Origin of the sequence: Shewanella salipaludis, assembly GCF_012911865.1 — a bacterium.
Lineage (GTDB): Bacteria > Pseudomonadota > Gammaproteobacteria > Enterobacterales > Shewanellaceae > Shewanella > Shewanella salipaludis.
On record NZ_JAAXYH010000007.1, the window covers coordinates 172,120 to 193,887 of the forward strand.

Annotated in this window: 16 protein-coding genes; 10 read left to right on the forward strand and 6 right to left on the reverse strand. The window is 58.6% G+C overall.

Annotated features, from left to right (window positions below; translation table 11 throughout):
- The first annotated feature begins 14 nt into the window (after positions 1-14).
- Entirely contained in the window at positions 15-1,820 is a 1,806-nt protein-coding gene (gene oadA, locus HC757_RS11565; RefSeq protein ID WP_169564523.1) for a sodium-extruding oxaloacetate decarboxylase subunit alpha, read from the forward strand.
- An 8-nt stretch (positions 1,821-1,828) separates the two neighbouring features.
- Positions 1,829-2,959: a sodium ion-translocating decarboxylase subunit beta gene (locus HC757_RS11570; protein WP_169564524.1), complete on the forward strand. Its 1,131-nt coding sequence runs from the start codon at positions 1,829-1,831 to the stop codon at positions 2,957-2,959.
- Positions 2,960-3,056: 97 nt separating this feature from the next.
- Here HC757_RS11570 and HC757_RS11575 read toward each other — a convergent pair whose 3' ends face one another.
- Positions 3,057-3,245: a hypothetical protein gene (locus HC757_RS11575; RefSeq protein ID WP_169564525.1), complete on the reverse strand. Its 189-nt coding sequence runs from the start codon at positions 3,243-3,245 to the stop codon at positions 3,057-3,059.
- 232 nt (positions 3,246-3,477) lie between these two features.
- Positions 3,478-4,773, reverse strand: coding sequence for a dicarboxylate/amino acid:cation symporter (locus HC757_RS11580; protein ID WP_244623464.1), 1,296 nt, complete (start codon positions 4,771-4,773; stop codon positions 3,478-3,480).
- Between the two features lie 471 nt (positions 4,774-5,244).
- Between HC757_RS11580 and HC757_RS11585 the strand changes: the two genes are divergently transcribed.
- From HC757_RS11585 to HC757_RS11600, 4 genes are all read left to right on the forward strand, one after another.
- Positions 5,245-8,079, forward strand: coding sequence for a M16 family metallopeptidase (locus HC757_RS11585; protein ID WP_169564526.1), 2,835 nt, complete (start codon positions 5,245-5,247; stop codon positions 8,077-8,079).
- 211 nt (positions 8,080-8,290) lie between these two features.
- On the forward strand, positions 8,291-9,859 hold the full coding sequence (gene gshA, locus HC757_RS11590) for a glutamate--cysteine ligase (protein WP_169564527.1): 1,569 nt from the start codon (positions 8,291-8,293) through the stop codon (positions 9,857-9,859).
- Positions 9,856-10,287, forward strand: a complete 432-nt coding sequence (locus HC757_RS11595) for a hypothetical protein (protein ID WP_169564528.1) — start codon at positions 9,856-9,858, stop codon at positions 10,285-10,287. The genes gshA and HC757_RS11595 overlap by 4 nt, the downstream gene beginning before the upstream one ends.
- Positions 10,288-10,434: 147 nt before the next feature.
- Positions 10,435-11,052, forward strand: coding sequence for a transglycosylase SLT domain-containing protein (locus HC757_RS11600; RefSeq protein ID WP_169564529.1), 618 nt, complete (start codon positions 10,435-10,437; stop codon positions 11,050-11,052).
- 6 nt (positions 11,053-11,058) lie between these two features.
- Here the strand turns inward: HC757_RS11600 and HC757_RS11605 are convergent, their stop codons facing one another.
- From HC757_RS11605 to HC757_RS11620, 4 genes are all read right to left on the reverse strand, one after another.
- On the reverse strand, positions 11,059-12,294 hold the full coding sequence (locus HC757_RS11605; protein WP_342343066.1) for a sensor domain-containing diguanylate cyclase: 1,236 nt from the start codon (positions 12,292-12,294) through the stop codon (positions 11,059-11,061).
- 206 nt (positions 12,295-12,500) lie between these two features.
- Complete coding sequence (gene purK, locus HC757_RS11610) at positions 12,501-13,586, reverse strand: 5-(carboxyamino)imidazole ribonucleotide synthase (RefSeq protein WP_169564530.1); 1,086 nt, start codon at positions 13,584-13,586, stop codon at positions 12,501-12,503.
- Positions 13,586-14,077, reverse strand: coding sequence for a 5-(carboxyamino)imidazole ribonucleotide mutase (gene purE, locus HC757_RS11615; protein ID WP_169564531.1), 492 nt, complete (start codon positions 14,075-14,077; stop codon positions 13,586-13,588). Before purE ends, purK begins: the two co-directional genes overlap by 1 nt.
- A gap of 218 nt (positions 14,078-14,295) precedes the next feature.
- Positions 14,296-15,564, reverse strand: coding sequence for a PQQ-dependent sugar dehydrogenase (locus tag HC757_RS11620; protein WP_244623465.1), 1,269 nt, complete (start codon positions 15,562-15,564; stop codon positions 14,296-14,298).
- A gap of 379 nt (positions 15,565-15,943) precedes the next feature.
- Here HC757_RS11620 and HC757_RS11625 point away from each other — a divergent pair, with 379 nt between their 5' ends.
- From HC757_RS11625 to HC757_RS11640, 4 genes are all read left to right on the forward strand, one after another.
- Complete coding sequence (locus tag HC757_RS11625; protein WP_169564561.1) at positions 15,944-16,504, forward strand: sigma-70 family RNA polymerase sigma factor; 561 nt, start codon at positions 15,944-15,946, stop codon at positions 16,502-16,504.
- Positions 16,491-17,186 carry a hypothetical protein gene (locus HC757_RS11630; protein ID WP_169564532.1) on the forward strand — a complete coding sequence of 232 codons (696 nt, stop codon included), beginning with the start codon at positions 16,491-16,493 and terminating at the stop codon, positions 17,184-17,186. Before HC757_RS11625 ends, HC757_RS11630 begins: the two co-directional genes overlap by 14 nt.
- Positions 17,187-17,504: 318 nt before the next feature.
- Entirely contained in the window at positions 17,505-18,293 is a 789-nt protein-coding gene (locus HC757_RS11635; RefSeq protein WP_169564533.1) for a substrate-binding periplasmic protein, read from the forward strand.
- 149 nt (positions 18,294-18,442) lie between these two features.
- Positions 18,443-21,721, forward strand: a complete 3,279-nt coding sequence (locus HC757_RS11640) for a S41 family peptidase (RefSeq protein WP_169564534.1) — start codon at positions 18,443-18,445, stop codon at positions 21,719-21,721.
- Positions 21,722-21,768 lie beyond the last annotated feature (47 nt).

Sequence of the window (21,768 nt, forward strand, 5' to 3'; positions counted from 1 at the left end):
ATTTGGGGATGATTATGAGTAAGTCGTTAGCCTTAACCGATGTGGTCCTCAGAGATGCACATCAGTCACTGCTTGCCACCCGGCTGCGTATCGAAGATATGTTGCCGATCGCCCCCTTGCTGGACAAGGTCGGCTTTTGGTCGCTGGAGTCCTGGGGTGGCGCGACCTTCGACGCCTGCATTCGTTATCTGGGGGAAGATCCCTGGGAGCGGATCCGCGAATTGAAGAAGCTGATGCCCAACACGCCACAGCAGATGCTGCTGCGTGGGCAAAATCTATTGGGCTATCGTCACTATGCCGACGACTTGGTGCACCGTTTCGTCGAGCGCGCCCATGAAAATGGCGTCGATGTGTTCCGTATCTTCGATGCCATGAACGATGTGCGTAATCTGGAGACGGCGGTCAAGGCGGTGAGCCGGGTCGGTGGCCACGCCCAGGGCACCATTTCCTATACCACGAGTCCGGTGCACACGCTCGATACCTGGGTCGACATGGGCAAGCGCCTGGAGGATATGGGGTGCCATTCCCTATGTATCAAAGACATGGCAGGGTTGCTTAAGCCTATGCAGGCCTTCGAGCTGGTCAGTCGTCTCAAGGCCCAGACGGGGCTGGTGTTATCCATGCAGTGCCATGCCACCACGGGCCTGAGCACCGCCACCTACCAGAAGGCGATAGAAGCGGGCATAGATGTGCTGGATACCGCCATCTCCTCCATGAGCCAGACCTATGGTCATAGCGCCACCGAGACCCTGGTGGCCATGGTCGAAGACACGAGTCGCGCCACTGGGTATGACATGCAGCTGCTCGAAGACATTGCCGCCTATTTCCGTGAGGTGCGCAAGAAGTATGCCCGCTTCGAAGGGGCACTCAAGGGCATAGACTCCAGGATCCTGCGGGCGCAGGTACCTGGCGGCATGCTGACCAATATGGAGAGCCAGCTCAGGGAGCAGGGCGCCGGCGACAAGATGGATGCCGTGCTCGAGGAGATCCCCAGAGTGCGTGAGGATTTGGGCTTTCTGCCACTGGTCACCCCCACCTCACAGATAGTCGGCACTCAGGCGGTGATCAATGTGCTGATGGGCGAACGCTACAAGTCGCTGACCAAGGAGACCGAAGGGGTGCTCAAGGGCGAATACGGCGCCACCCCGGCACCTGTCAATGCCGAGCTGCAGGCCAGGGTGCTGCAAGGCGCCGAGGCTATCAGTTGCCGTCCTGCGGATCTGCTGGCACCTGAACTGGATAAGCTGCGTGAAGAGCTGGCGCTCAAGGCCAGGGAACAAGGGATCCGCCTGGCCACAGAGCTGGATGACGATGTGCTCACCTATGCGCTCTTTCCCCAGATAGGCCTGCAGTTCCTCAAGCACCGCGACGATCCCTCGGCCTTCGAAGCCAGACCCGAGTCCGAGCCGCAGCTAGCGACGGCGCCGGCTGCCCCCTGCGGCCCCGAGACCTATAGGGTCAAGGTCGAAGGCCAGAGCTTCGTGGTCGAAGTCAGTCCCGGTGGCGAGATCAGCCAGATAGTCGCAGCCGAGACGGGCGCAGTGGTCAGCCTGCCGACGCCAAGTGCAGCCGCCATCCCCGGAAATTCCCCCGCGGCCGGCGAGATAAGGCTCGAGATGAGTGCGCCGCTGTCGGGCAACATCTTCAAGGTGAATGTCGCCGCCGGTGACGCGGTACGCGAAGGCGATGTGGTGATCATATTGGAGGCCATGAAGATGGAAACCGAGTTGCGGGCCCAGGCCGATGGCATCATCGCCAAGCTGTGGGTGAAAGAGGGCGATGTGGTCGCCGTGGGTTCTCAATTGTTGGCCTTGGCCTAGGAGTCTTTATGGATGGATTAATGGCGTTCTGGGCCGAGACAGGCATAGCGCATTTTACCCCTGGGCAAATGCTGATGATGGCCGTCGGTGGGCTATTGCTGTATCTGGCGATCGTCAGGGGCTTCGAGCCGCTGCTGCTGTTGCCTATCGGCTTCGGCGCCGTGCTGGCTAACATTCCCCATGCAGGTTTCACCGAAGAGGGCGGCATGCTGTATTACGCCTACCATGTGGGCATAGAAACCGGGGTGTTTCCGCTGTTGATCTTCATGGGGGTGGGGGCCTTGACGGATTTCGGTGCCCTGATCGCCAATCCCAAGACCTTGTTGCTCGGCGCCGCCGCCCAGTTCGGGATCTTTGCCACCCTGATAGGCGCCATAGCCCTGAACCTGGTGCCTGGGTTCGAGTTCAGCATGAAGGATGCCGCCGCGATCGCCATCATAGGCGGGGCGGATGGACCCACGGCCATCTTCCTGGCCTCCAAGCTGGCACCCGAACTCCTGGGAGCCATAGCCGTAGCGGCGTACTCCTACATGGCATTGGTGCCCATCATACAGCCGCCTATCATGCGCCTGCTGACGACCCAGGCGGAGCGGGAAATCAAGATGGAGCAGCTGCGTGAGGTGAGTAAGAAGGAGAAGGTTATCTTTCCGCTCATGGTGCTCGGACTGACCATACTCTTTCTGCCGGCGGCCACGCCGCTGGTGGGCATGTTCTGTCTGGGGAACCTGATGCGCGAATCCGGGGTGGTCGATAGACTCTCCAAGACGGCGCAGAACGAGCTGATCAACATAGTCACCATCTTCCTCGGCTTAGCCGTGGGCTCCAAGTTGTCGGCGGCGCAGTTCCTGCGACAGGAGACCCTGGGTATTTTGCTGCTGGGCGCCGTCGCCTTCGGCATAGGTACTGCCACCGGGGTGCTGATGGCCAAACTGATGTGCAAGCTGTCGGGCGGCAAGGTCAATCCCCTGATAGGTGCGGCCGGGGTCTCGGCCGTGCCTATGGCGGCCAGGGTGGTGAATAAGGTCGGTCTGGAAGCCAATCAGCATAACTATCTCTTGATGCATGCCATGGGGCCGAATGTGGCCGGCGTGCTGGGTTCTGCCGTGGCCGCTGGCATCTTGCTCGCCGTCCTGGGTTAGGGCGGGTTGGCTCCCAAGCTAAAACCCGCAGCCGGCAACCCTGCCGGCTGTTTCATGGCTGGAACTGACATGAGGGCCAGGGATGCGCGTGTGCGACTCAATAGTTGGCTTGATTCTGTCCCGAGGTTAGCCATAGCAGGACCGCAAACATCAGCCAGATGATGGCACTGATCCCCAGTATGTAGCCAAATCCCTTGCTGCCTTGTTTCAGCGACACGCCGTTGATGCGCAGGAAGAGGGTCCATAACAGGCACAGGAGGAGCGGCAGCAGGAAGAGTTTGGCCATAGATTTGATTCTAATCGTTTGAATAGCAATGAGTATAATACCAATCGCATTAAATATCCGGTCATTCGGTGGGATTGAAAGCACTTTAGGCAAGGCATTGTCTTGAAGACAATGCTTGAGGACAATGCTCGAAGATATAGTGGCGCTCTGTGGAGAGACTGACCCAGGCAGGCCGATTTTTCGCCATTAAAAAGGCCGCTTGCGCGGCCTTGTTATCCTGACTCGATTGTCCTTAGCCGGCGGCGCGCTCCGGGCTGGCCGCCATGTCTGTGTCGTCGGCTTCTGCTGTCGATGTGGCGGCGAGATCGTTGGCATAGAACTGAGCGAGATCCAGCTGCTGCTCCGACTTGCCGATCACCACGGCTGTCATCATGTCACCCGTGACATTGGTGGCTGTGCGTATCATGTCTATCACCCTGTCGATGGCGGCGATGAAGGCGATGCCTTCCAGCGGCAGGCCTATCACCCCCAGAGTCACAGTCAGCATCACCATGGCACTGCCGGGCACGCCGGCGGTGCCGACGGAGGCGACGGTCGCAGTCACGGCAATCAGTACATAATCGGTGGCATCGAGTGGAATACCATAGATCTGGGCGATGAAGATGGCGGCGATGGCGGGGTAGATGCCGCCACAGCCATCCATGTTCATGGTGGCGCCCAGCGGCAGTACGAAGGCACTGTAACGCTTGGATACCCCCATGGACTCGACGCAGCGGGTGCTGGCAGGCAGGGTGCCGAAGCTTGAAGCCGTGCTGAAGGCGACCAGCTGTGCCGGCATGGCCTTACGGAAGAATTGCAGCGGGCTCAGGCCGGCGCCGAATTTCACCAGCCCCCCATAGACGAAGATGATGTGGATCAGCGCCGCCAGGTAGATGGCACCGATGAATTTCCCCAGCGGCAACAGGGTCGATAAGCCGTATTCACCCACCACCCAGGCCATCAGGCCGAAGACGCCTATAGGGGTCAACTGCAGCACCATGCGGGTCAACTGGAACATGACTTCGGCACCGGCTTCTATGGCTTGTTTCAGCGGTGTCGCCTTGTCGCCCACCTTGTTGATGGCGATGCCGACCAGGGCGGCGAACACTATGATCTGCAATACCTTGCCTTGGGCCAGCGAGGCGAAGGGGTTGACCGGGATCATATCCAGCAGCACCTGGGCGAAGCCGGGAATGTTGCGCTCACGCACTTCACCCGCGACCAGCTGCATGGAGCCGCCCATGTCTATCATGCTGCCGATGGCCAGGCCTATCAGGGAGGCTATGGTGCCTGTGAGCATAAACATGGCCAGGGTCTTGAAACTCAGGCGCTTGAGGCTCACCTGCGACCCCATGGAGGTGATGCTCACCACTATGGCACAGAAGACCAGCGGGGCAACCAGCATCTTGATGGCGGCGATGAAGAGATCCCCCAGAGGCTTGAGCTGGGTAGCAGACTCGCCAAAAATGACCCCGGCCAAGGCTCCGAGGAAAAAGCCTGCAAGGACTTTTTGCCAGAAAGGAATGCGTTTAAGAGTTTGAAAAATCATGAGTATTCCAAGTGTAAAGTGAGTTTCGAGTCTGTCTTGTGGACCATGGGGCATCCTCCATGACAGCTGGCGCAGTGCAAAGAGCCGATCGCGATTGGCCATTGTATCCATAGCGGCCGCAGGATACCAAAGCGTTTTTATTATAACTTATTGTGATAAATGAGCTTGTTGTCATAACTTTAGCATCGGGAGTAAGATAGCCGTCGGGGCAGCTGGGGGTCAGGCAATAAAAAGTCACAATTTATCATTCGCTAAGCCCTGATTGCCGGAGTAAGGTTGCCTGGGTATGGTTGCCTGAGTCAGGTTGGTCTGAACTCGAATTGCGCCGCCGGGGCAACTTTGGCCTCGTCCCCGGGTCAGGCATTCAAGATTGCCTCTGGCTATGCGGAGAGAAGGCTCCGCCTGGAGGCTTGAGCGCCGAACGCACTGAATACCGCCGAGTGAGCGACTCGGCTGACGAAGGAGATAAGTTTGAAGAAATGGATATTGGCGACCTCGGTTGCCCTGGCCCTGTTGGGCTGTGCCAACGAGGCCTCTACCCCGGCCCTGCCCCAGGGCGTGAGCTTCATCGAAGCCGTGGCCGTCAAGGATGGACAGGTGGGGATCCCCTATAAGAAATACCGTCTGGCCAATGGCTTGACCCTTATCCTGCATCGGGACGATTCGGATCCTTTGGTGCATGTGGATGTGACTTACCATGTGGGTTCGGCTCGGGAGGTGGCGGGCCGCAGCGGTTTCGCTCATCTGTTCGAACACATGATGTTCCAGGGCTCGGAACACGTTGCCGACGAGCAGCATTTCAAGTTGGTCACAGAGGCCGGCGGTAATTTGAACGGCACCACCAACAACGACAGAACCAATTATTTCGAGACAGTGCCGAGCAACCAGCTGGAGAAGATGCTCTGGCTCGAGTCAGATCGCATGGGCTTCCTCCTGCCGGCACTGACCGAGAAGAAATTTGAGGTGCAACGCGAGACGGTGAAGAATGAGCGCGCCCAGCGCATAGACAACCGCCCTTACGGCCGCATGGATGAGAAGTTCAATCAGGCCCTCTACCCACTCGGGCATCCCTATTCCTGGCCTGTGATCGGCTGGCCCGCAGATTTGGACAGGGCCACTGTCGATGATGTGAAGCAGTTCTTCCAGCGCTGGTATGGCCCCAACAACGCCACCCTCACCATAGGCGGGGACTTCGATGAAGCCCAGGCGCTGGCCTGGGTCGACAAGTATTTTGCGGCCATTCCCAGCGGCCCGGCTGTGAGCGCCGTGGCCAAGTCTTTGATGACCTTGGACAAGACTCGCTATCTGTCGATGGAAGACAAGGTTCACCTGCCGCTTATTCGCCTGGGTTTCCCCACGGTTTACGCCCGCCACGCCGATGAGCCTGCGCTGGATCTGCTGGCCAACATCATAGGCGGCGGCAAGACATCGCTCATATACAAAGATCTGGTGAAAGACGGCTATGCGGTGCAGGCAGGGGTGAGCCACCCCTGTCAGGAACTGGCCTGTCTATTCTCTGTCTATGCCCTGGCTAACCCGGCCAAGGGCGGGCAACTCGCCGAGATAGAAGCGCGCATTCGTGACGCCATCGCCGAATTTGAACTGCGGGGCGTGACGGACGCGGATCTGGAAAAAGCCAAGGTGCAATTCGAGGCGGATACTATCTTCGGTCTGCAGAGCGTCTCAGGCAAGGTCTCGACCCTGGCACTCAACCAAACCTTGGCCGGCAATCCCAACATGATAGCCGCAGATCTGGCGCGTTACGCCAGCGTCACCAAAGAGGATGTGATGCGGGTGTTCGAGCAATACATCAAAGACAAGCCCAGTGTGGTGATGAGCGTGGTGCCCGAAGGCATGGGACAGCTGGTGGCGCACCAGGACAATTTCCAGGCGCAGTTGCTGCCCGCGGTTGCCGATACGGCGACGCCAATCCGGGTCGAGAGCGTCATTCCCGAGGATGTTGATCGCAACAAGGTGCCGCTCCCGGGTGCGGCGCCGCTGCTGAAGGTGCCGACCCTGTGGCAGGATAAACTGGCCAATGGCATAGCGGTACTGGGAACCCGGAGTCAGGAGACCCCGACCGTGGAATTGGTGATCTACCTGGATGGTGGCCATAGGTTGGTGCCTGTGGCCAAGGCCGGCCTGGCGGGCTTGACGGCCGCTATGCTGAATGAGTCGAGCCGGAGCCACAGCGCTGAAGAGCTGGCCCAGGCACTGGAAATGCTCGGCAGTCATCTGAGCTTCGGTGCCTCGGATTACCAGAGCTATATCAAGGTCTCCAGCCTGAGTGAACACCTGGATCAGACCCTGGCGCTCTTGAACGAACACCTGTTCACCCCGGCCTTCGATGCCGCCGACTTCGAACGTCTCAAGCAACAGCAATTGCAGAGCCTGGAGCACCTGAAATCGGATGCCAATTATCTGGCCAATCAGGCGTTTTCCCGGTTGCTTTATGGTGAGCAGAGCCCGCTCGGGGTCAGCAGCTCAGGGACTCTGGCATCGGTTGCATCCCTGACATTGGAGGATGTCAAAGCCTTCTACGCCGAGCAATACACGGCGGGCAACAGCCAGATGGTGGTGGTGGCAGACTTACCCCAGGCCGAAGTCATGAGCAAGTTGGCGGGTTTTGCCGCCTGGCAGGGGAAGGCGAGTCCCTTGCCGCCCCTGGCTCCCTTGCCCGAGCCGCATGCCGGGACTGTTTATCTGGTGGATAAGCCGGGTGCCGCCCAATCCGTGATCAAGCTGGGCAAGCTGGCCTTACCCTATGATGCCACGGGGGAGTACTTCAGGGCATACCTGATGAACTACCCCCTGGGCGGGGCGTTTAACAGCCGTATTAATCTCAATCTGCGTGAGGACAAGGGCTACAGCTATGGCGCCCGCAGCGACTTCTCGGGGGGCAGCGAGCTGGGACAGTTCAGCGCCTCGTCGAGCGTGCGCAGCGATGTTACCGCGCCGGCATTGAGTGAGCTAATCAAGGAGCTCAAGCGTTACCATGATTCTGGGTTGACGGACAGTGAATTGGCCTTCATGCGCAGCTCTATCTCCCAGGGACAGGCGCTCGATTACGAGACCCCATACCAGAAAGCGGGTTTCATGCGTATGATCCAGCGCTATCGTCTGCCAGCGGATTTTACCGCGCGACAGGCGAAGATAATCGCCGGCATCAGCAAGGATGAGTTGAACCGACTCGCCAATAACCTATTGGATATCAACCAAATGGTGATTGTGGTTGTCGGTGACAGGGCGAGTATCGAGGCGGAATTATCGGCACTCGGCTACCAGGTGAAGTTATTGGCATTGTAAAAATGCTTTTTGCCCTCATATAGATAGTCGACAAATAACTGTGACGAAATGTGCAATCACAGTTATTTTGTCGGGCAATAGCCTAAATGGGCTTGCTCCCGCGAGGAGTTTGAGCTTATTTTGGAGCTGATAATTCGGATCCGGCTAATACCAAGGACAAGGGTCAGATGGCCTTGTCGCGTGAGCGAACCATAAACCAGAGAAACGTACATTGAAGTCATTCAGCCAACTAGTAGAGCATCTCTCGGACGCCCAAGGGCGCACCGCCCTCCTGGGTATTTCACGTGGCATAGAGCGTGAGGCCTTAAGGATAGATCCCCATGGCATGCTGGCCCAGGATCCGCATCCACGTGCCTTGGGTTCGGCATTGACCCATTCGCGGATTACCACAGATTACAGCGAGGCCTTGCTGGAGTTCATCACCCCGGTGCACGCAGATATAGATGAATTGCTCGAGGGCCTGACCGAAACCCACGCCTTCAGTGTCCGTAACCTGAATGGACAATGGTTGTGGCCCGTGAGCATGCCTTGTTACGTCGGCGATGAGAAAGACATCCCCATAGCCCAGTACGGCAGCTCGAACATCGGCAGAATGAAGACCTTATATCGCAAGGGCTTGACCCTCAGGTATGGCGCCCTGATGCAGATCATTTCCGGGGTGCATTTCAACTTCTCGGTTTCCCATGAGTTGTGGCAGCGGCTCTATGAGCTGAGCGACAAGAAGCGCCCGTTGGCGCAGTTCATCTCCGAGTCTTACTTCGGCCTGATCCGCAATTACCGACGTCTGGTGTGGGTCTTGCCTTACCTGTTTGGTGCCTCGCCGGCCCTATGCGGCTCCTTCATCAAGGAACAAAACAGCAGCTTTAATTTCAGCAGCATGGGCAAGGGCACCTTGTACTTGCCCTATGCCACCTCCCTGCGGATGAGCGACCTGGGCTACACCAACAAGGAACAGGAAAACCTGAACATAAGCTACAACTCCTTGGACGCATATCTGGCCGGGGTGAGTCAGGCAACCCATATGCCGTCTGTCAGCTTCGCCCAGATAGGGGTCAAGGTCGACGGCGAGTATCGGCAGCTCAATGCCAATGTGTTGCAGATAGAAAATGAATTTTATTCGCCTATCCGGGCCAAACGCGTCACCCGCGCCGGTGAGAAACCCTCCGAAGCCTTGGCGCGGGCCGGAGTCGAGTACATAGAAGTCAGGGCATTGGACGTCAACCCCTTCAGCCCTGTCGGCATAGAGGCGTCACAGGTGCGTTTCCTGGATCTCTTCCTGCTCTATTGCCTGCTCAGTGATTCGCCGCCCTCGAATGCCGAGGAGGAAAATGAGATGACGGCCAACCTCAAGGCGGTGGTGAGCGAAGGTCGCAAGCCTGGGCTGGAACTGCAAAGAGGCGGCCTGGCCATCGGCAGGGAGGCCTGGCTCAATGAATTGTTCGGCGAGCTCAAACCTTTGGCACTCTTGCTCGATGGCGACGACAATGATTACCAGGTCGCGCTGGAGACCTGGTTTGCGGCGATAGCAGATCCGGATCTCACTCTGTCCGGGCGTGTGCTGCAGGAGATAAAGGCGCGGAACTGTGATCATGGCAAGTGGGTGATGGACCTGGCCCATGAGTATCATCGGCTATTGAGCGATTACCCCCTGTCGGACGAGGTCATTGCCGGCTATCGCGCAGAAGCCCTGGCTTCCCTGGCGTCCCAGAGTGCGCTCGAGGCCGAGCACAGCGAAAGCTTCGATGATTTTCTGGCCGACTATTTCGGTAGCCATAGATGAGCTGGCGTTGCGCCGGCGGTATCTTGTTGGCCGCCGGCCTGACGGGTTGTGCCTCGGCGCCGGACCCGGACCAGGCCTGTGGCACTGTTTCGGCCTACCTGCAACCCGACAGCCGGACCGACTGGTACCGGGTGGTGGTGACCCATCTCGATGGCAAGGCGGTGATCTCCAGACCCAATTACGCCCTGTCGCCGGGAGTACATGAGTTTACCCTGGCGGAGCTGATCGATGATCCCGCCTTGAAGGTCGCCCTGGCGGCGCGGGTGCCTAAAAACTTGTCTGTGACCGTGGCTGCCGATGAGCGCTATCATCTAGGCGCCAAATTCAACCAAGACAGGCCTTACCAAGGCAATGACCCAGGTTATTGGCAACCCGGCATCTGGCAGCAAGAAGCCCACGAATGCCGCCTATCCGGGTCGCAGCGCTAGGTGCGGCTGATTGTCTATGCGGCTTTCAATGCGGATTTTCAGCCTATGCCGGCCTTAATTCAGACACCCGACTGAGATGCGGCAATTGCATCTGCGGCTATTCGATGTGACACTGGCATGCCGATATAAATGGAGTTTTGCTGCACTATGAAATGCCTCCCGGGCTTTGCGCTCTTGTTGTTAGCCTCTCAGTTGGCCGCTTGTGCCACTTCCCCGCCCAAAGAACCTGATAATTTATGCGCTATTTTTCAGGAGCATAGATCTTGGTATGACGCCGCCAAGGACAGTCGTGAGAAATGGGGCGTGCCTGTGCACGTGCCGCTCGCCATGATGTATCAGGAAAGCTCCTTCAAACACGATGCCGCTCCGCCCATGGAGTATTTTCTCGGTTTCATTCCCATAGGGCGTGCCAGCGATGCCTATGGTTATGCCCAGGCGAAGACCATGACCTGGGATGATTATGTGCGCGAGACGGGGAACTCCTGGTCGAGCCGCAGCGATTTCGATGATGCCATGGATTTCATGGGCTGGTTTATCTATAAGACACACAAGCTCAACAAGGTTTCCAAGTGGGATGCCGGCAAGCAATACTTGAATTATCACGAGGGCTGGGGCGGTTATAAACGTGGCAGCTATAGATCCAAGGCGTGGTTGGTGAAGGTTGCCGCCAAGGTCGACGCCAGATCCAAGCGCTATGCGGCTCAGTACAAGCGCTGCCAGGAAGATCTCGACTCGTCCTGGCTGTGGCGTCTATTCTTCGGTTAAGCGTCGCTAGCCCAAGTGTTTGGCCTTGGGGGCCTTATGCTCGCGCTTCTGGCGGTACATGGCGGCGTCGGCATCCTTGAGTGCCTGTTGCCAGTCGGGACCGAGCCTGGCCATGCCGACACTGAATTCCAACGGATAATCGACATCCTGCTTGAGCCTGTCCCGCAGCGCGGCAATATCTTGCTCGAGTTGTTGCTCCGAGCCTTCGCAGAGCGCCACAAACTCATCGCCACCGAATCGGGCCAGCAATGCCTGCTCCGGCCATTGGCTCTTCATCGCCCGTGTCAGGCTCCTGATGGCCTCGTCGCCCTGCTGGTGTCCCCTGAAATCATTGATACCCTTGAGGTTATCCATGTCCAACAGCAACAACCAGCTATCCTGCCGGCTCTTGAGCGGCCATTGTTCGAGCAAGTCTTCGAACCTTTGCCTGTTGTACAGGCCGGTAAGGGGATCGAAACTGGCCAATTTGCGGATCTGTTGTGACTTCTGATACAGGGAAATGGCGTTGCTGGCCTCGTGGGTGAGGATCCCCACCAGATTGCGATCATAGTCGCTGAAGGCGCCGGCCAGGCCGCTGTCTAAATTGAGCATGGCGTAGAGTTTGCCATCTATGTGTATCGGACTGGAGAGGGTCGATCTTATGGGAATTTGCGCCGCCGTCAGCAGGAGCCGCTGGTTCTCTGCCGACAGACTGCTGCCCGAGTTGACGTTTTCCATGTCGTTTATGACCACGACCCTGTCACAGCGACCCTGGGTCAGGCGATATTCGAAGGTTTGTTCCAGGGTGAAGCTGACTTGTCTCAGCTTCTGCAGATCCATGCCGACACAGGATTCGAAATTCAGCTTCTGGGTCTCGGGATCCACACTTATGATGCTGCCCATCTCGGCGCCATCGACTATGCTGACCGCCTTGTTCAGCAGGGCATTGAGAAAGGCGTGCTCGTCCTGGTATTGGCTGGAGAGATGGACCAGCTCGAAGGTCGAGTCATTGATATGGACCACTTGTTCCAGATGTTGCCATAGACGACTCAGACGCCCCTGATACAGGTAGTAGCTCAGGCTGTATCCGAACAGATAGATGGTACAAAGCAGTATGAGCGGCAGCACAGTGACGGCATCCAACCTGGGATAAAACATGAATACCAGCACGAATAACAGCATGGGCAGCGCCAGTAACAGCAGGTGGTATCTGTAACTCAGGTTATCTATTCTATGGGGTTTAAGCTTGTCTCTTCTTGACACCTGTGTATTCCTTGACTGAGGTAAAGCTACTCAAAGAGGCTAGGCGATGCAGCTACCCTGCTGACCGGGCTCGGACTGCGGTGCCATGGGGCTGGCACCGAAATATAAGCCTTTGTATATGATAGCCTATAATCCTTGGCTGCTATTCCTCATCCCCATCATGGATGACGGGGATGAGGGCTTGGTCTCACTTCGCCGCCGTGGGCTCAGGCAAACTCCGCCAGTATCCACGCCAGTGGCGCCTGATATTGCGCCGGCATCCATTGCTGCAAGGCCTGAATGCTGCCGCTCAGCTGCTCTGTGGCATGGATAGACAGGTTTAAATGCCCCAGCTTACGACCCGGGCGTACCTCCTTGTTATACCAGAACAGTTCGGCATTGGGCAGGCTCAGCCAGCGATCGTCTTTCTCTATGCCGATGAGGTTGAGCATCACACACTGGAAGTTAACCTGAGGCTGGGGGATAGGCAATGAGCATAGGGCACGCAGGTGCAGTTGGAACTGATCCATGTGGGTCGCAGCCTGGGTCCAGTGACCCGAGTTATGCACCCTGGGCGCCAGCTCATTGACTAACAAGCTGTCGGCGACCCGGAAACATTCCATCGCCATCACCCCGATATATTCCAGCTCGTTCATGATGGCGGTCAGCATGGTTTCGGCCTGGGCCTGCAGATGACTCAGGCGCGACAGCGGGGCGATAGACGCCATCAATATGCCGTCCTGGTGCAGGTTCAGTGCCAGCGGGTAGAAGACGCAGCGGCCCTCACGGGTACGAACGCCCACCAGAGACACTTCTTCTTCGAAGGCGATGGCCTGTTCGGCGATCGCCTGGTTGCGCCAATCTGCGGGGATCTCGCCGGCTTCGGCCTGCTTCAGCCAATGTTGGCCCTTGCCGTCGTAACCGCCGGTGCGGCGCTTCATCAGCACTCGCTCGCCATAGGTTTGATACAAACGGCTCACCTGAGTGTTATCGTCGACCAGTTCCCAGGGGGCGGTGGGGATCGCCAGCTCATCGAGCAGGCTCTTCTGGCTGTATCTGTCGGCCAAGCGGCTAAATACCGGCCCATTGACGAAATGTGGGTGGCTGCTGAGTTGCAGGCTGAGGGCAGATTCGGGCCATTGCTCGCGCTCGGCCGTGATGATGTCATTGGCCCCCAGCGGCAGTATGGCATCGCTCGGGGTCATGATATCCACGGGACGCACGTCGATCGCCAGAGGTTGGCCCGCATGGGTCAGCATGGCGCCGAGTTGGCCGTCACCCAATACCCAGACTCTTTGATTCTTATGCGGCATCAGACTTCCCTCGGATCCGGGTTGTCGAGCACGGCGCGGGTCTGTTCTTCGCGGAAGGCCTCCAGGCGACTCGCCAGGGCGGCGTCGTTGTTGGCGAGGATCTGACAGGCCAGCAGGCCGGCATTGAAGGCGCCGGCAGTGCCTATGGCCAAGGTGCCGACCGCAATGCCCTTGGGCATCTGCACTATGGATAACAGGCTATCCATGCCCGACAGGGCCTTGCTCTGCACTGGGACCCCCAGTACCGGCAGGCGGGTCTTGGAGGCTATCATGCCCGGCAGATGCGCCGCACCACCTGCACCGCCTATGATGACTTTAAAGCCCTTATCTGCAGCCGAGTCTGCAAATGCCATCAGCTTGTCCGGGGTTCTATGGGCCGAGACCACTTCCACATGATAAGGCACTTGCAGCTTATCCATGATCTCTGCAGCGGCTTCCATGGTGGGCCAATCACTCTTGGAACCCATAACAACGGCAACTAGGGCTTGCATGATAACTCCTTAACTTACTGATTTTATTTATGTAGGTAGCCTTGTGTCAGGCTTGGGTACAGGCACGGCTTCCGCGACCCTCGAGGGTGGGAAGCCTGTGGCGCAGAATAATAACATGAGCCGGGTATTTTTTGCCTCTTTTATAGCGGATAAAAGCGCCGGAATGCCTAGGTTTGGGCAGGCTGCTGAGCCAAGGAATGGCGCCTTTGGCGTTGGCTTTAGTCTGGCTCTGTGCCTGGGGCGGCCGAGGGTGTTCGGTAGCTTATCCGGTAGACTCTGCCCTTGGCATCGTCGGCGACCAGCAGGGAACCGTCCGGCAGTTGCAGCACATCGGCGGGACGGCCGAGCACAGTCTCCCCCTGCAGCCAACCGCTGGCAAAGTCGCTCAGCCCGACGACCCTGTTGCCATCAAGGGCGACGAAACTCACCTTATACCCCACCTTGGTGCTGCGATTCCAGGAACCGTGTTCGGCGATGAAGATCCCCTGATTATAGGGCGCCGGGAACTGTTGGCCACGATAGAAGGTCATGCCCAGTGCCGCCACGTGGGCACCGAGCTTTACCTCTGGGGCCTGGTAATCCTGTGGGCGTTTGCCCCGGCCGAATTTGGGATCGGGCAGATCCCCTTGATGAATATAGGGATAACCGAAGTGCGCTCCTTCGCGCCCGACCCGGTTGAGTTCATCCGAGGGAACATCGTCACCGAGCATGTCGCGGCCGTTGTCCGTGAACCAGAGTTCCCGGGTCTTGGGGTGCCAATCGAAGCCGACGCTGTTGCGCACCCCGGCGGCTATCAGCCGGGTTGCTTTGGTGGTGAGATTCAAGCCGATGATCTTGGCGTAGTCTTTTCCGGCATCACATATGTTGCATGGCGCCCCTATGGGGATATAGAGCTCGCCGTCCGGGGCGAATTTCAGGTACTTCCAGCCGTGGTGGGTCTCGGAGGGCAAGTCATCGAACACCAGCTGCGGTTGTGGCGGGGGGAGATCCGGCCGGGCCAGCTTGGCGCTGAGGTAGGCTTCTATCCGCGGATAACGCAGTATCTTATCTACGGCGGCGACATAGAGGGCGCCGTCATGAAAGGCGATGCCCGAGGGCATCTGCAGCTCGCTGGCCAGGACGAACACCTTGTCCGGGCGGCCATCGGCATCCAGGTCCTTGACGCCGTAGACCCGGCCCTCACGGCGACTGCCGACGAACAGGCTGCCGTCATCGCCCAGGGCCATCTGGCGGGCATTGGGGATCTTGTCTATATAGATTTCTATGCTGAAGCCAGGTGGCAGGCTGATCTTGTCCGTGATGTCGTCCGTCGTCGCCTGGGCCAATCCAGGGATGAGCAGCATGGCAAGGCACCAGCCCGGTCGCCTGGCACATTCGAACAACTTGGCGATCAATGCCGGTACAAGTGACGGTACAAGTGCCAGTGTCAGCGCCTGTGTTGGTTTCTGTGCTGACTTCTGTGTTAGCGCCTGGGTTTTGGGGGCCATCTCCGCCTGCCAATGTTCGAGGTTGGTGTGCCAAATTTAGCACACAAACCGTCTCCGGGGCGTTTACTCATGCATGGGCTCGAGGCGGGCTGCCAGGTCAGGGGCTTAGAGCTTGCAGAAAAGCAGAAAAGCAGAAAGAGAAACCCTTTCGGGATCGAGCTGCGTTGTTAATATCGACGCTTTCATGGGAAGCCGGCCGCAAACCATGGCTGTCGATAGACAAGGGAGGCCGCAGCGGGCAAACTCAGGGCGGGGAATCGTCTCTTATTTTGAGCCGGTACCTTGAGCCGTTTTACCTGGTAGGGATTTCTAATCGGAGGCTGGAGAAGCAGTGGCGTTAGTCAAACAAAGAGAATCAATACAGACGGATGAAGGCCTGATGTTGAGTTACGGCCGAGGCGATATCGAGGCATTCGAGCGCTTATACCTGAAACACAAGGGCGCCCTGTACCGCTACTTCGTACGCCAGATGGGCGATAAGCAGCTGGCCGAAGATCTGTACCAGGAAACCTGGAGCCGGGTGATAAAGGCGGCATCGACTTACCAGCACAGCGCCAAGTTTACGACCTGGCTATATCGCATCGCCCACAACTTGCTGATCGACCATGTCCGGGCCGTCAAACCCTTGAGCGAATTTACCGAAGAACAGCAGCAGGATATGGGACAGGAGCCGCAGGCATTGGCCGACAGTTATCGACCCGATGTCGAGTTGATGCAGGCATACAAGGCGAGCCTGCTCAAGACTTGTATCGGCCTCTTGCCCCAGGTGCAGAAGGAGGCATTTCTGCTCAACATGGAGATGGGGTTCACCGCCGCCGTCATCAGCGACATAGCCGGGGTGACGCTGGAGGCGACCAAGAGCCGGATCCGTTATGCGCATCGGAGCCTGAAGGACTGTGTTGCCGCCAAATGGCAGGGGGGAAGCCATGAAATCCAATGATATGAGTGAGCAAGAGCAGGCATTGGCGGCCGAAATTGCCGCCCTGTATCGCCTGACGGCACAGGAGCAAGCGTCACTGGAGTTGGATAGGGAGATATTGGCGTTGGCCCGCAGGCAGTTGCAACCGGGCGAAGCGCAAGGGGCTGGGGCCGGCCAGCCGCCGCGGTCTTCACCCTGGCGCGCCTATCGTTGGCCCTTGTCTACCGCGGCCTCGGTTCTGCTGGTGGCCGGGCTCTTGTTGCTCGATCCTCATGCCTGGCACCGGCAAGCCGTGCCCGAGTTGACGCCCATGCCGAGTCGGGTTCCGGCATCCGATGCCGCGGTAACCGGCGGCGCGCCGGCGGCCAAGCTGCGACAGGCGCCGGAGATGCAGAGACAGACTATGGTTGCGGATATGACTATGCCCGAGCCTATGCCCGAGCCTATGTCCGAGCCTATGTCCGAGCCTATGCCCGAGCCGACGCCCGAGATGGCCGCCTCCGAGCCGGACCTGGCCAACCTGACGCTGGCGCTGCAACGACTGCAGCAATACCTGGATGAGGAAGACTATGCCGGTGCCAGAACCTTCGCCCAGAGACTGAAGGCGCGCTTTCCCGAGGTGCAGTCGGCACAGAGTGGCGGGCATGAACTCTGGCTCAGATTGTTGGCCGAGATACAGCAGGCCGATGGCCGAGCCCGCTGAGTCGCGAGCCTATGCCCTCCCGGCCACAAAACACGCGTAAGGCAGCCCGGCTTTTTCCCCGGCTGGGCATTTAAGTCATGACAGCCGGCAGCACTCTGGAGGATAATCAGGCTTGCCCTCGGGCGAGTCTTGGCTGACTCGGCAGCGGCAGTCATTCGATAAAGAACCGGATGGCGAATAGCGGATGGGTATGAGGGAGAATACCGCCGGCGTTGCAAGACGTTATTTTTTGGCCGCTGCATGCGGAGGAGCCCTCACATAGACCCAGGAAGCGTAAGGTTAAGCAAGCTAGAGATGCGCGGCCTTGGCTTGAGGCTCATGGCTGTGGCCCTGTTGCTGCTGGGCCAGGGCGCATGGGCGGCCCCCGCCTCCGAGCCCTACTGCGAGCGCCCCTTGAGCGTAGGTTATGATCTATGGCCACCCTACGCCTGGCGTGATGCCGCGGGCTTGCCCCGGGGGCTGGACGTGGAAATGTTGCAAGGCCTGGCCGAGTATCTGGGCTGCGAGCTGCAGTTTATCTACCTGCCGGCAAAACGTTCACACCAGATGCTCAGAAGCGGCCGGCTGGACCTGATGATGGGCGCCAGTTTCACCCCAGAGCGGGAAACCTATGCCTATTTCTCCGACAGCTATCGCGGCGAAGAGCTGAAATTATTCGTCCTGCCTCAACACAGGCATGAGTTCCAGGTGACAAGCTGGAACGACATCCTGACCCGGGGACTGAGCTTGCTGGTGCCCGAGGCTGGTTGGTATGGGCCGGCATATCAGGAAAACGGGCCACGCCTGAGGCAAGCAGGGCTCCTGGAATACAGCAGCAATGCCACGGCCTCGGTGCAGATGCTCAGCCATGGCAGGGCGGATCTGGTGCTGGGGGATGCCATCGCCATGCCCTACATTGCCAGAAAAAACCACAATCTCAGCCTGTATCCGTTGGCGCTGCGGGTCGGCAAGAACGAGATCCACCTGATGCTGAGTAAGCTTGGGACCTCGCCGGCCCTATTGACGCACTTCAACCAGGCCATAGCGGCGCTGAAAAAGCGCGGCGAACTGGACGCTATCCTGGACAAGTGGCAACCAAGCAAGCCGGCGAACCTGTCCACTCACTGAAGCCTCTCAGCCTCACCCATGTCCGTTCCCAGGGCATACACATTTGCTAAAACTTCTTCCGACCTAAGTTACAGATCTTGCGGGCAAACTCTGGTAGTTTGTGGCAGGGAAGATCTTAACAATTAAAAACAACAGGATAGAGGACTCACATGAAACTTCGCCATTCCCTTGTCTGCTGCATGCTGGCCCTGGGTACCTTGAGCGCAGCGGCCATGGCGGCCGGGCAAGCCGAAGCGACCCTAGGCTATTACCGTGCTCCGGCCCTACACGATCAAACCTTGGTGTTTACCGCCGAAGGGGATCTCTGGACTCAGACCCTTGGCGAGCCTCAGGCGCACCGCTTGACCAGCCAGGCGGCGGAAGAGCTGGGGGCCGTGATTTCCGCCGATGGCAAGTTTGTGGCTTATGTCGCCAATTATGACGGCATAGGCGAAGTCTATGTGATCCCTGTCGCCGGTGGCCTGGCCAAACGGGTCAGTTTTGAAAATAGCCGGGTGCGGGTTCAAGGCTGGACCCCGGATGGCAAGGTGCTGTACGCCACAGACAATGCCTCGGGTCCGGCGAACTACTGGGTCCTGCGCACAGTCGACCCTCAAACCCTAACCACTGAAGATCTACCGCTCGCCGATGCCGTCGAAGGGGTTGTGGATGCCAGGGGCGAATACCTGTATTTCACCCGTTTCGGCCTGCAGACCACGGGCGACAATGCCAAGGTCTATCGTGGCGGCGCCAAAGGCGAATTATGGCGCTTCAAATTGGATGCCAAGGTCGAGGCCGAGCCTCTGACGGCCGCTCACCAGGGCTCGGTGCGCCGCCCCATGTTGTGGCAGGACAGGCTCTATTTCATCAGCGACAGCGATGGCAACGCCAATCTCTGGTCCATGGCGCTCGACGGCACAGATCCCAAACAAATCACTCATTACCAAGATTGGCAGGTGCGTGGCGCCCGCATGGATAGAGGACGTATCGTCTTCCAGCAGGGGGCCGACATCAAATTGTTCGATCTCGCCAGCGGCAAGGACACCAGCCTGGAGATCGCCCTGACATCGGATTTTGCCCAGCGCCGCGAGCATTGGGTGACAGATCCCATGGATTATGCCACCTCGGTCAGCCTGGCCCCCAAGGGGGATAAGGCGGTGATCACCGCCCGCAGCCAGGTGGCGGTCGCAGCCACCGATGGCTCACGCCTGGTGACTGTGAACCTGCCGGGTAACAGCCGTATCCGCAATGCCATCATGAGCACCGATGGGCGCTGGATCTATGGCATCAGCGACGCCAGCGGTGAGCAGGAGATCTGGCAATTTCCCGCCGATGGCAGCCAGGGGGCCAAGCGCCTCACCAAGGACGGCAGCACCCTGAGGATGAACCTCTACCTGTCGGCCGATGGACGCTTCATCGCCCACGACGATTATGATGGCAACGTCTGGTTGCTCGATCTCAACAAGCATAGCAACAAGAAGATCATCGCCAAGGGCGAGGGCCTGGGGCCCTACGCGGACATTCGCTGGTCGCCCGACAGTCGCTTCATCGCCCTGACCAAGTCAGAATTGGGCAAACAGCGGCCACAGCTGGTCCTGTATTCACTGGATCAAGAGAAGGCCGAACCCCTGACCAGCGACAAGTATGAGTCCTTCTCTCCCAGTTTCAGCACCGACGGCCATTGGCTGTATTTCCTGTCCAACCGCCAGTTTGTCGCCACCCCAAACTCGCCCTGGGGCGACAGAAACATGGGGCCGGTATTCGACAAGCGCACCCAGGTGTTCGCCTTGGCACTGGATAAACGGGCCAGTTTCCCCTTCGCCAAACCCACGGAACTCAGTGTCCAGGCGGACAGGGATGAGGCGACAGATAGCGAGGTCAGGCTCAAGGTCGATTGGGACGGCCTGAACCAGCGTCTGTGGCAAGTACCTGTGGCAGCCGGGAATTACACTCAATTGGCGGCACTCGATGACAGGCTCTATCTGCTGGATAACCCAGACAGTGGGGATAGTCAGAGCCTGAAGCTGATAAAATTCAATGCCCAGGCGCCCAAGCTCGACACCTTTGCCGACGGGGTGGTCGACTACAGTGTGTCGAACGACGGTAAGAAACTCCTGCTCCGCAGGCAAGCCAAGGGCAAGGAAGTCTTGATCGTCGATGCCGGTGACAAGTTGGCGGCCGATGTCAGCCAGGCCAAGGTGCCCATGTCCCAGTGGCAACTGGCTATCGAGCCGCAGCAGGAGTGGCAACAGATGTTCGAGGATGCCTGGCTGATGCACAGGGATTCCTTCTTCGACAAGCAGATGCGCGGCCTGGACTGGCAGGCAACCAAGGCCAAGTATCAACCCCTGTTGTCGCGCCTGACCGACAGGCATGAGCTCAACGACATCTTCATGCAGATGATGGGCGAACTCAATGCGCTGCATTCCCAGGTGCGTGGCGGCGACATGCAGCTTGCGGCCAATACCCCAGAGGCGTCCAGCCTCGGGGCCCGCCTGCTGCAGACCAGTGCCGGGGTTAAGATTGCCCATATCTATCAAACGGATCCCGAACTGCCCTCACAGGCGGCGCCGCTCAGGCGCATGGGCGTCGATGCCAGAGAAGGAGATATCATCAGCGCCATCAACGGCCAGAAGGTGGCCGATCTGGCCGAGGTGAGCCGGGTGCTGCGTAATCAGGCGGGCAAACAAGTGCTGCTGGCGCTTTCCCGCAATCGGCAGCAACACAAGACAGTGGTCACCCCGATAGCGACTCAGGCCGATGCCAAGCTGCGCTATCTGGACTGGGTGGAACACAATGCCGCCAAGGTGCGCGAGGCGAGTCGGGGCAAGATAGGTTACCTGCACTTGTATGCCATGGGCAGCGGGGATATCGCCAGCTTCGCCCGTGAGTTTTATACCCACTATGACAAGGACGGGCTGATCATAGATGTGCGCCGCAATCGCGGTGGCAACATCGACAGCTGGATCATAGAGAAGCTGCTGCGTCGGGCCTGGGCCTTCTGGCAACCTACCTATGGCTCGCCCAGCACCAATATGCAGCAAACTTTCCGCGGTCATTTAGCCGTGCTGACGGATCAGCTGACTTACTCGGACGGTGAGACTTTCTCCGCCGGGATCAAGGCGCTGGGGTTGGCGCCCCTGATAGGCAAGCAGACTGCCGGCGCCGGTGTCTGGCTATCCGGGCGTAATGCGGTGACGGATAGGGGCATGGCGCGGGTGGCCGAATATCCCCAATACGCCATAGATGGCCGTTGGGTGCTCGAAGGCCGTGGCGTGAGCCCGGATATCGAAGTGGACAATCTGCCGTTTGCGACCTTCACAGGCCGGGATGCCCAATTGGAAAAGGCGCTGAGCTACCTTGAGGCGGAGTTGAAGGCCAAGCCGGTGCCGCCGCTGCAGGGCCGGCCCATGAGCCCAGGTGCCGAGGCGCAAGACATTCACCTATAGAAGTTAAGCGTGAGTTTAGGGCGCTGCCGACTCCTTAGTTCCCGGAT

Excerpts from the sequence above, each read along its gene's own strand:
- oadA (WP_169564523.1), top strand. The coding sequence starts at position 15 with ATGAGTAAGTCGTTAGCCTTAACCGATGTGGTCCTCAGAGATGCACAT.
- HC757_RS11570 (WP_169564524.1), top strand. The coding sequence starts at position 1,829 with ATGGATGGATTAATGGCGTTCTGGGCCGAGACAGGCATAGCGCATTTT.
- HC757_RS11575 (WP_169564525.1), bottom strand. The coding sequence starts at position 3,245 with ATGGCCAAACTCTTCCTGCTGCCGCTCCTCCTGTGCCTGTTATGGACC.
- HC757_RS11580 (WP_244623464.1), bottom strand. The coding sequence starts at position 4,773 with ATGATTTTTCAAACTCTTAAACGCATTCCTTTCTGGCAAAAAGTCCTT.
- HC757_RS11595 (WP_169564528.1), top strand. The coding sequence starts at position 9,856 with ATGAGCTGGCGTTGCGCCGGCGGTATCTTGTTGGCCGCCGGCCTGACG.
- HC757_RS11600 (WP_169564529.1), top strand. The coding sequence starts at position 10,435 with ATGAAATGCCTCCCGGGCTTTGCGCTCTTGTTGTTAGCCTCTCAGTTG.
- purK (WP_169564530.1), bottom strand. The coding sequence starts at position 13,586 with ATGCCGCATAAGAATCAAAGAGTCTGGGTATTGGGTGACGGCCAACTC.
- purE (WP_169564531.1), bottom strand. The coding sequence starts at position 14,077 with ATGCAAGCCCTAGTTGCCGTTGTTATGGGTTCCAAGAGTGATTGGCCC.
- HC757_RS11620 (WP_244623465.1), bottom strand. The coding sequence starts at position 15,564 with ATGGCCCCCAAAACCCAGGCGCTAACACAGAAGTCAGCACAGAAACCA.
- HC757_RS11625 (WP_169564561.1), top strand. The coding sequence starts at position 15,944 with ATGTTGAGTTACGGCCGAGGCGATATCGAGGCATTCGAGCGCTTATAC.
- HC757_RS11630 (WP_169564532.1), top strand. The coding sequence starts at position 16,491 with ATGAAATCCAATGATATGAGTGAGCAAGAGCAGGCATTGGCGGCCGAA.
- HC757_RS11635 (WP_169564533.1), top strand. The coding sequence starts at position 17,505 with ATGGCTGTGGCCCTGTTGCTGCTGGGCCAGGGCGCATGGGCGGCCCCC.
- HC757_RS11640 (WP_169564534.1), top strand. The coding sequence starts at position 18,443 with ATGAAACTTCGCCATTCCCTTGTCTGCTGCATGCTGGCCCTGGGTACC.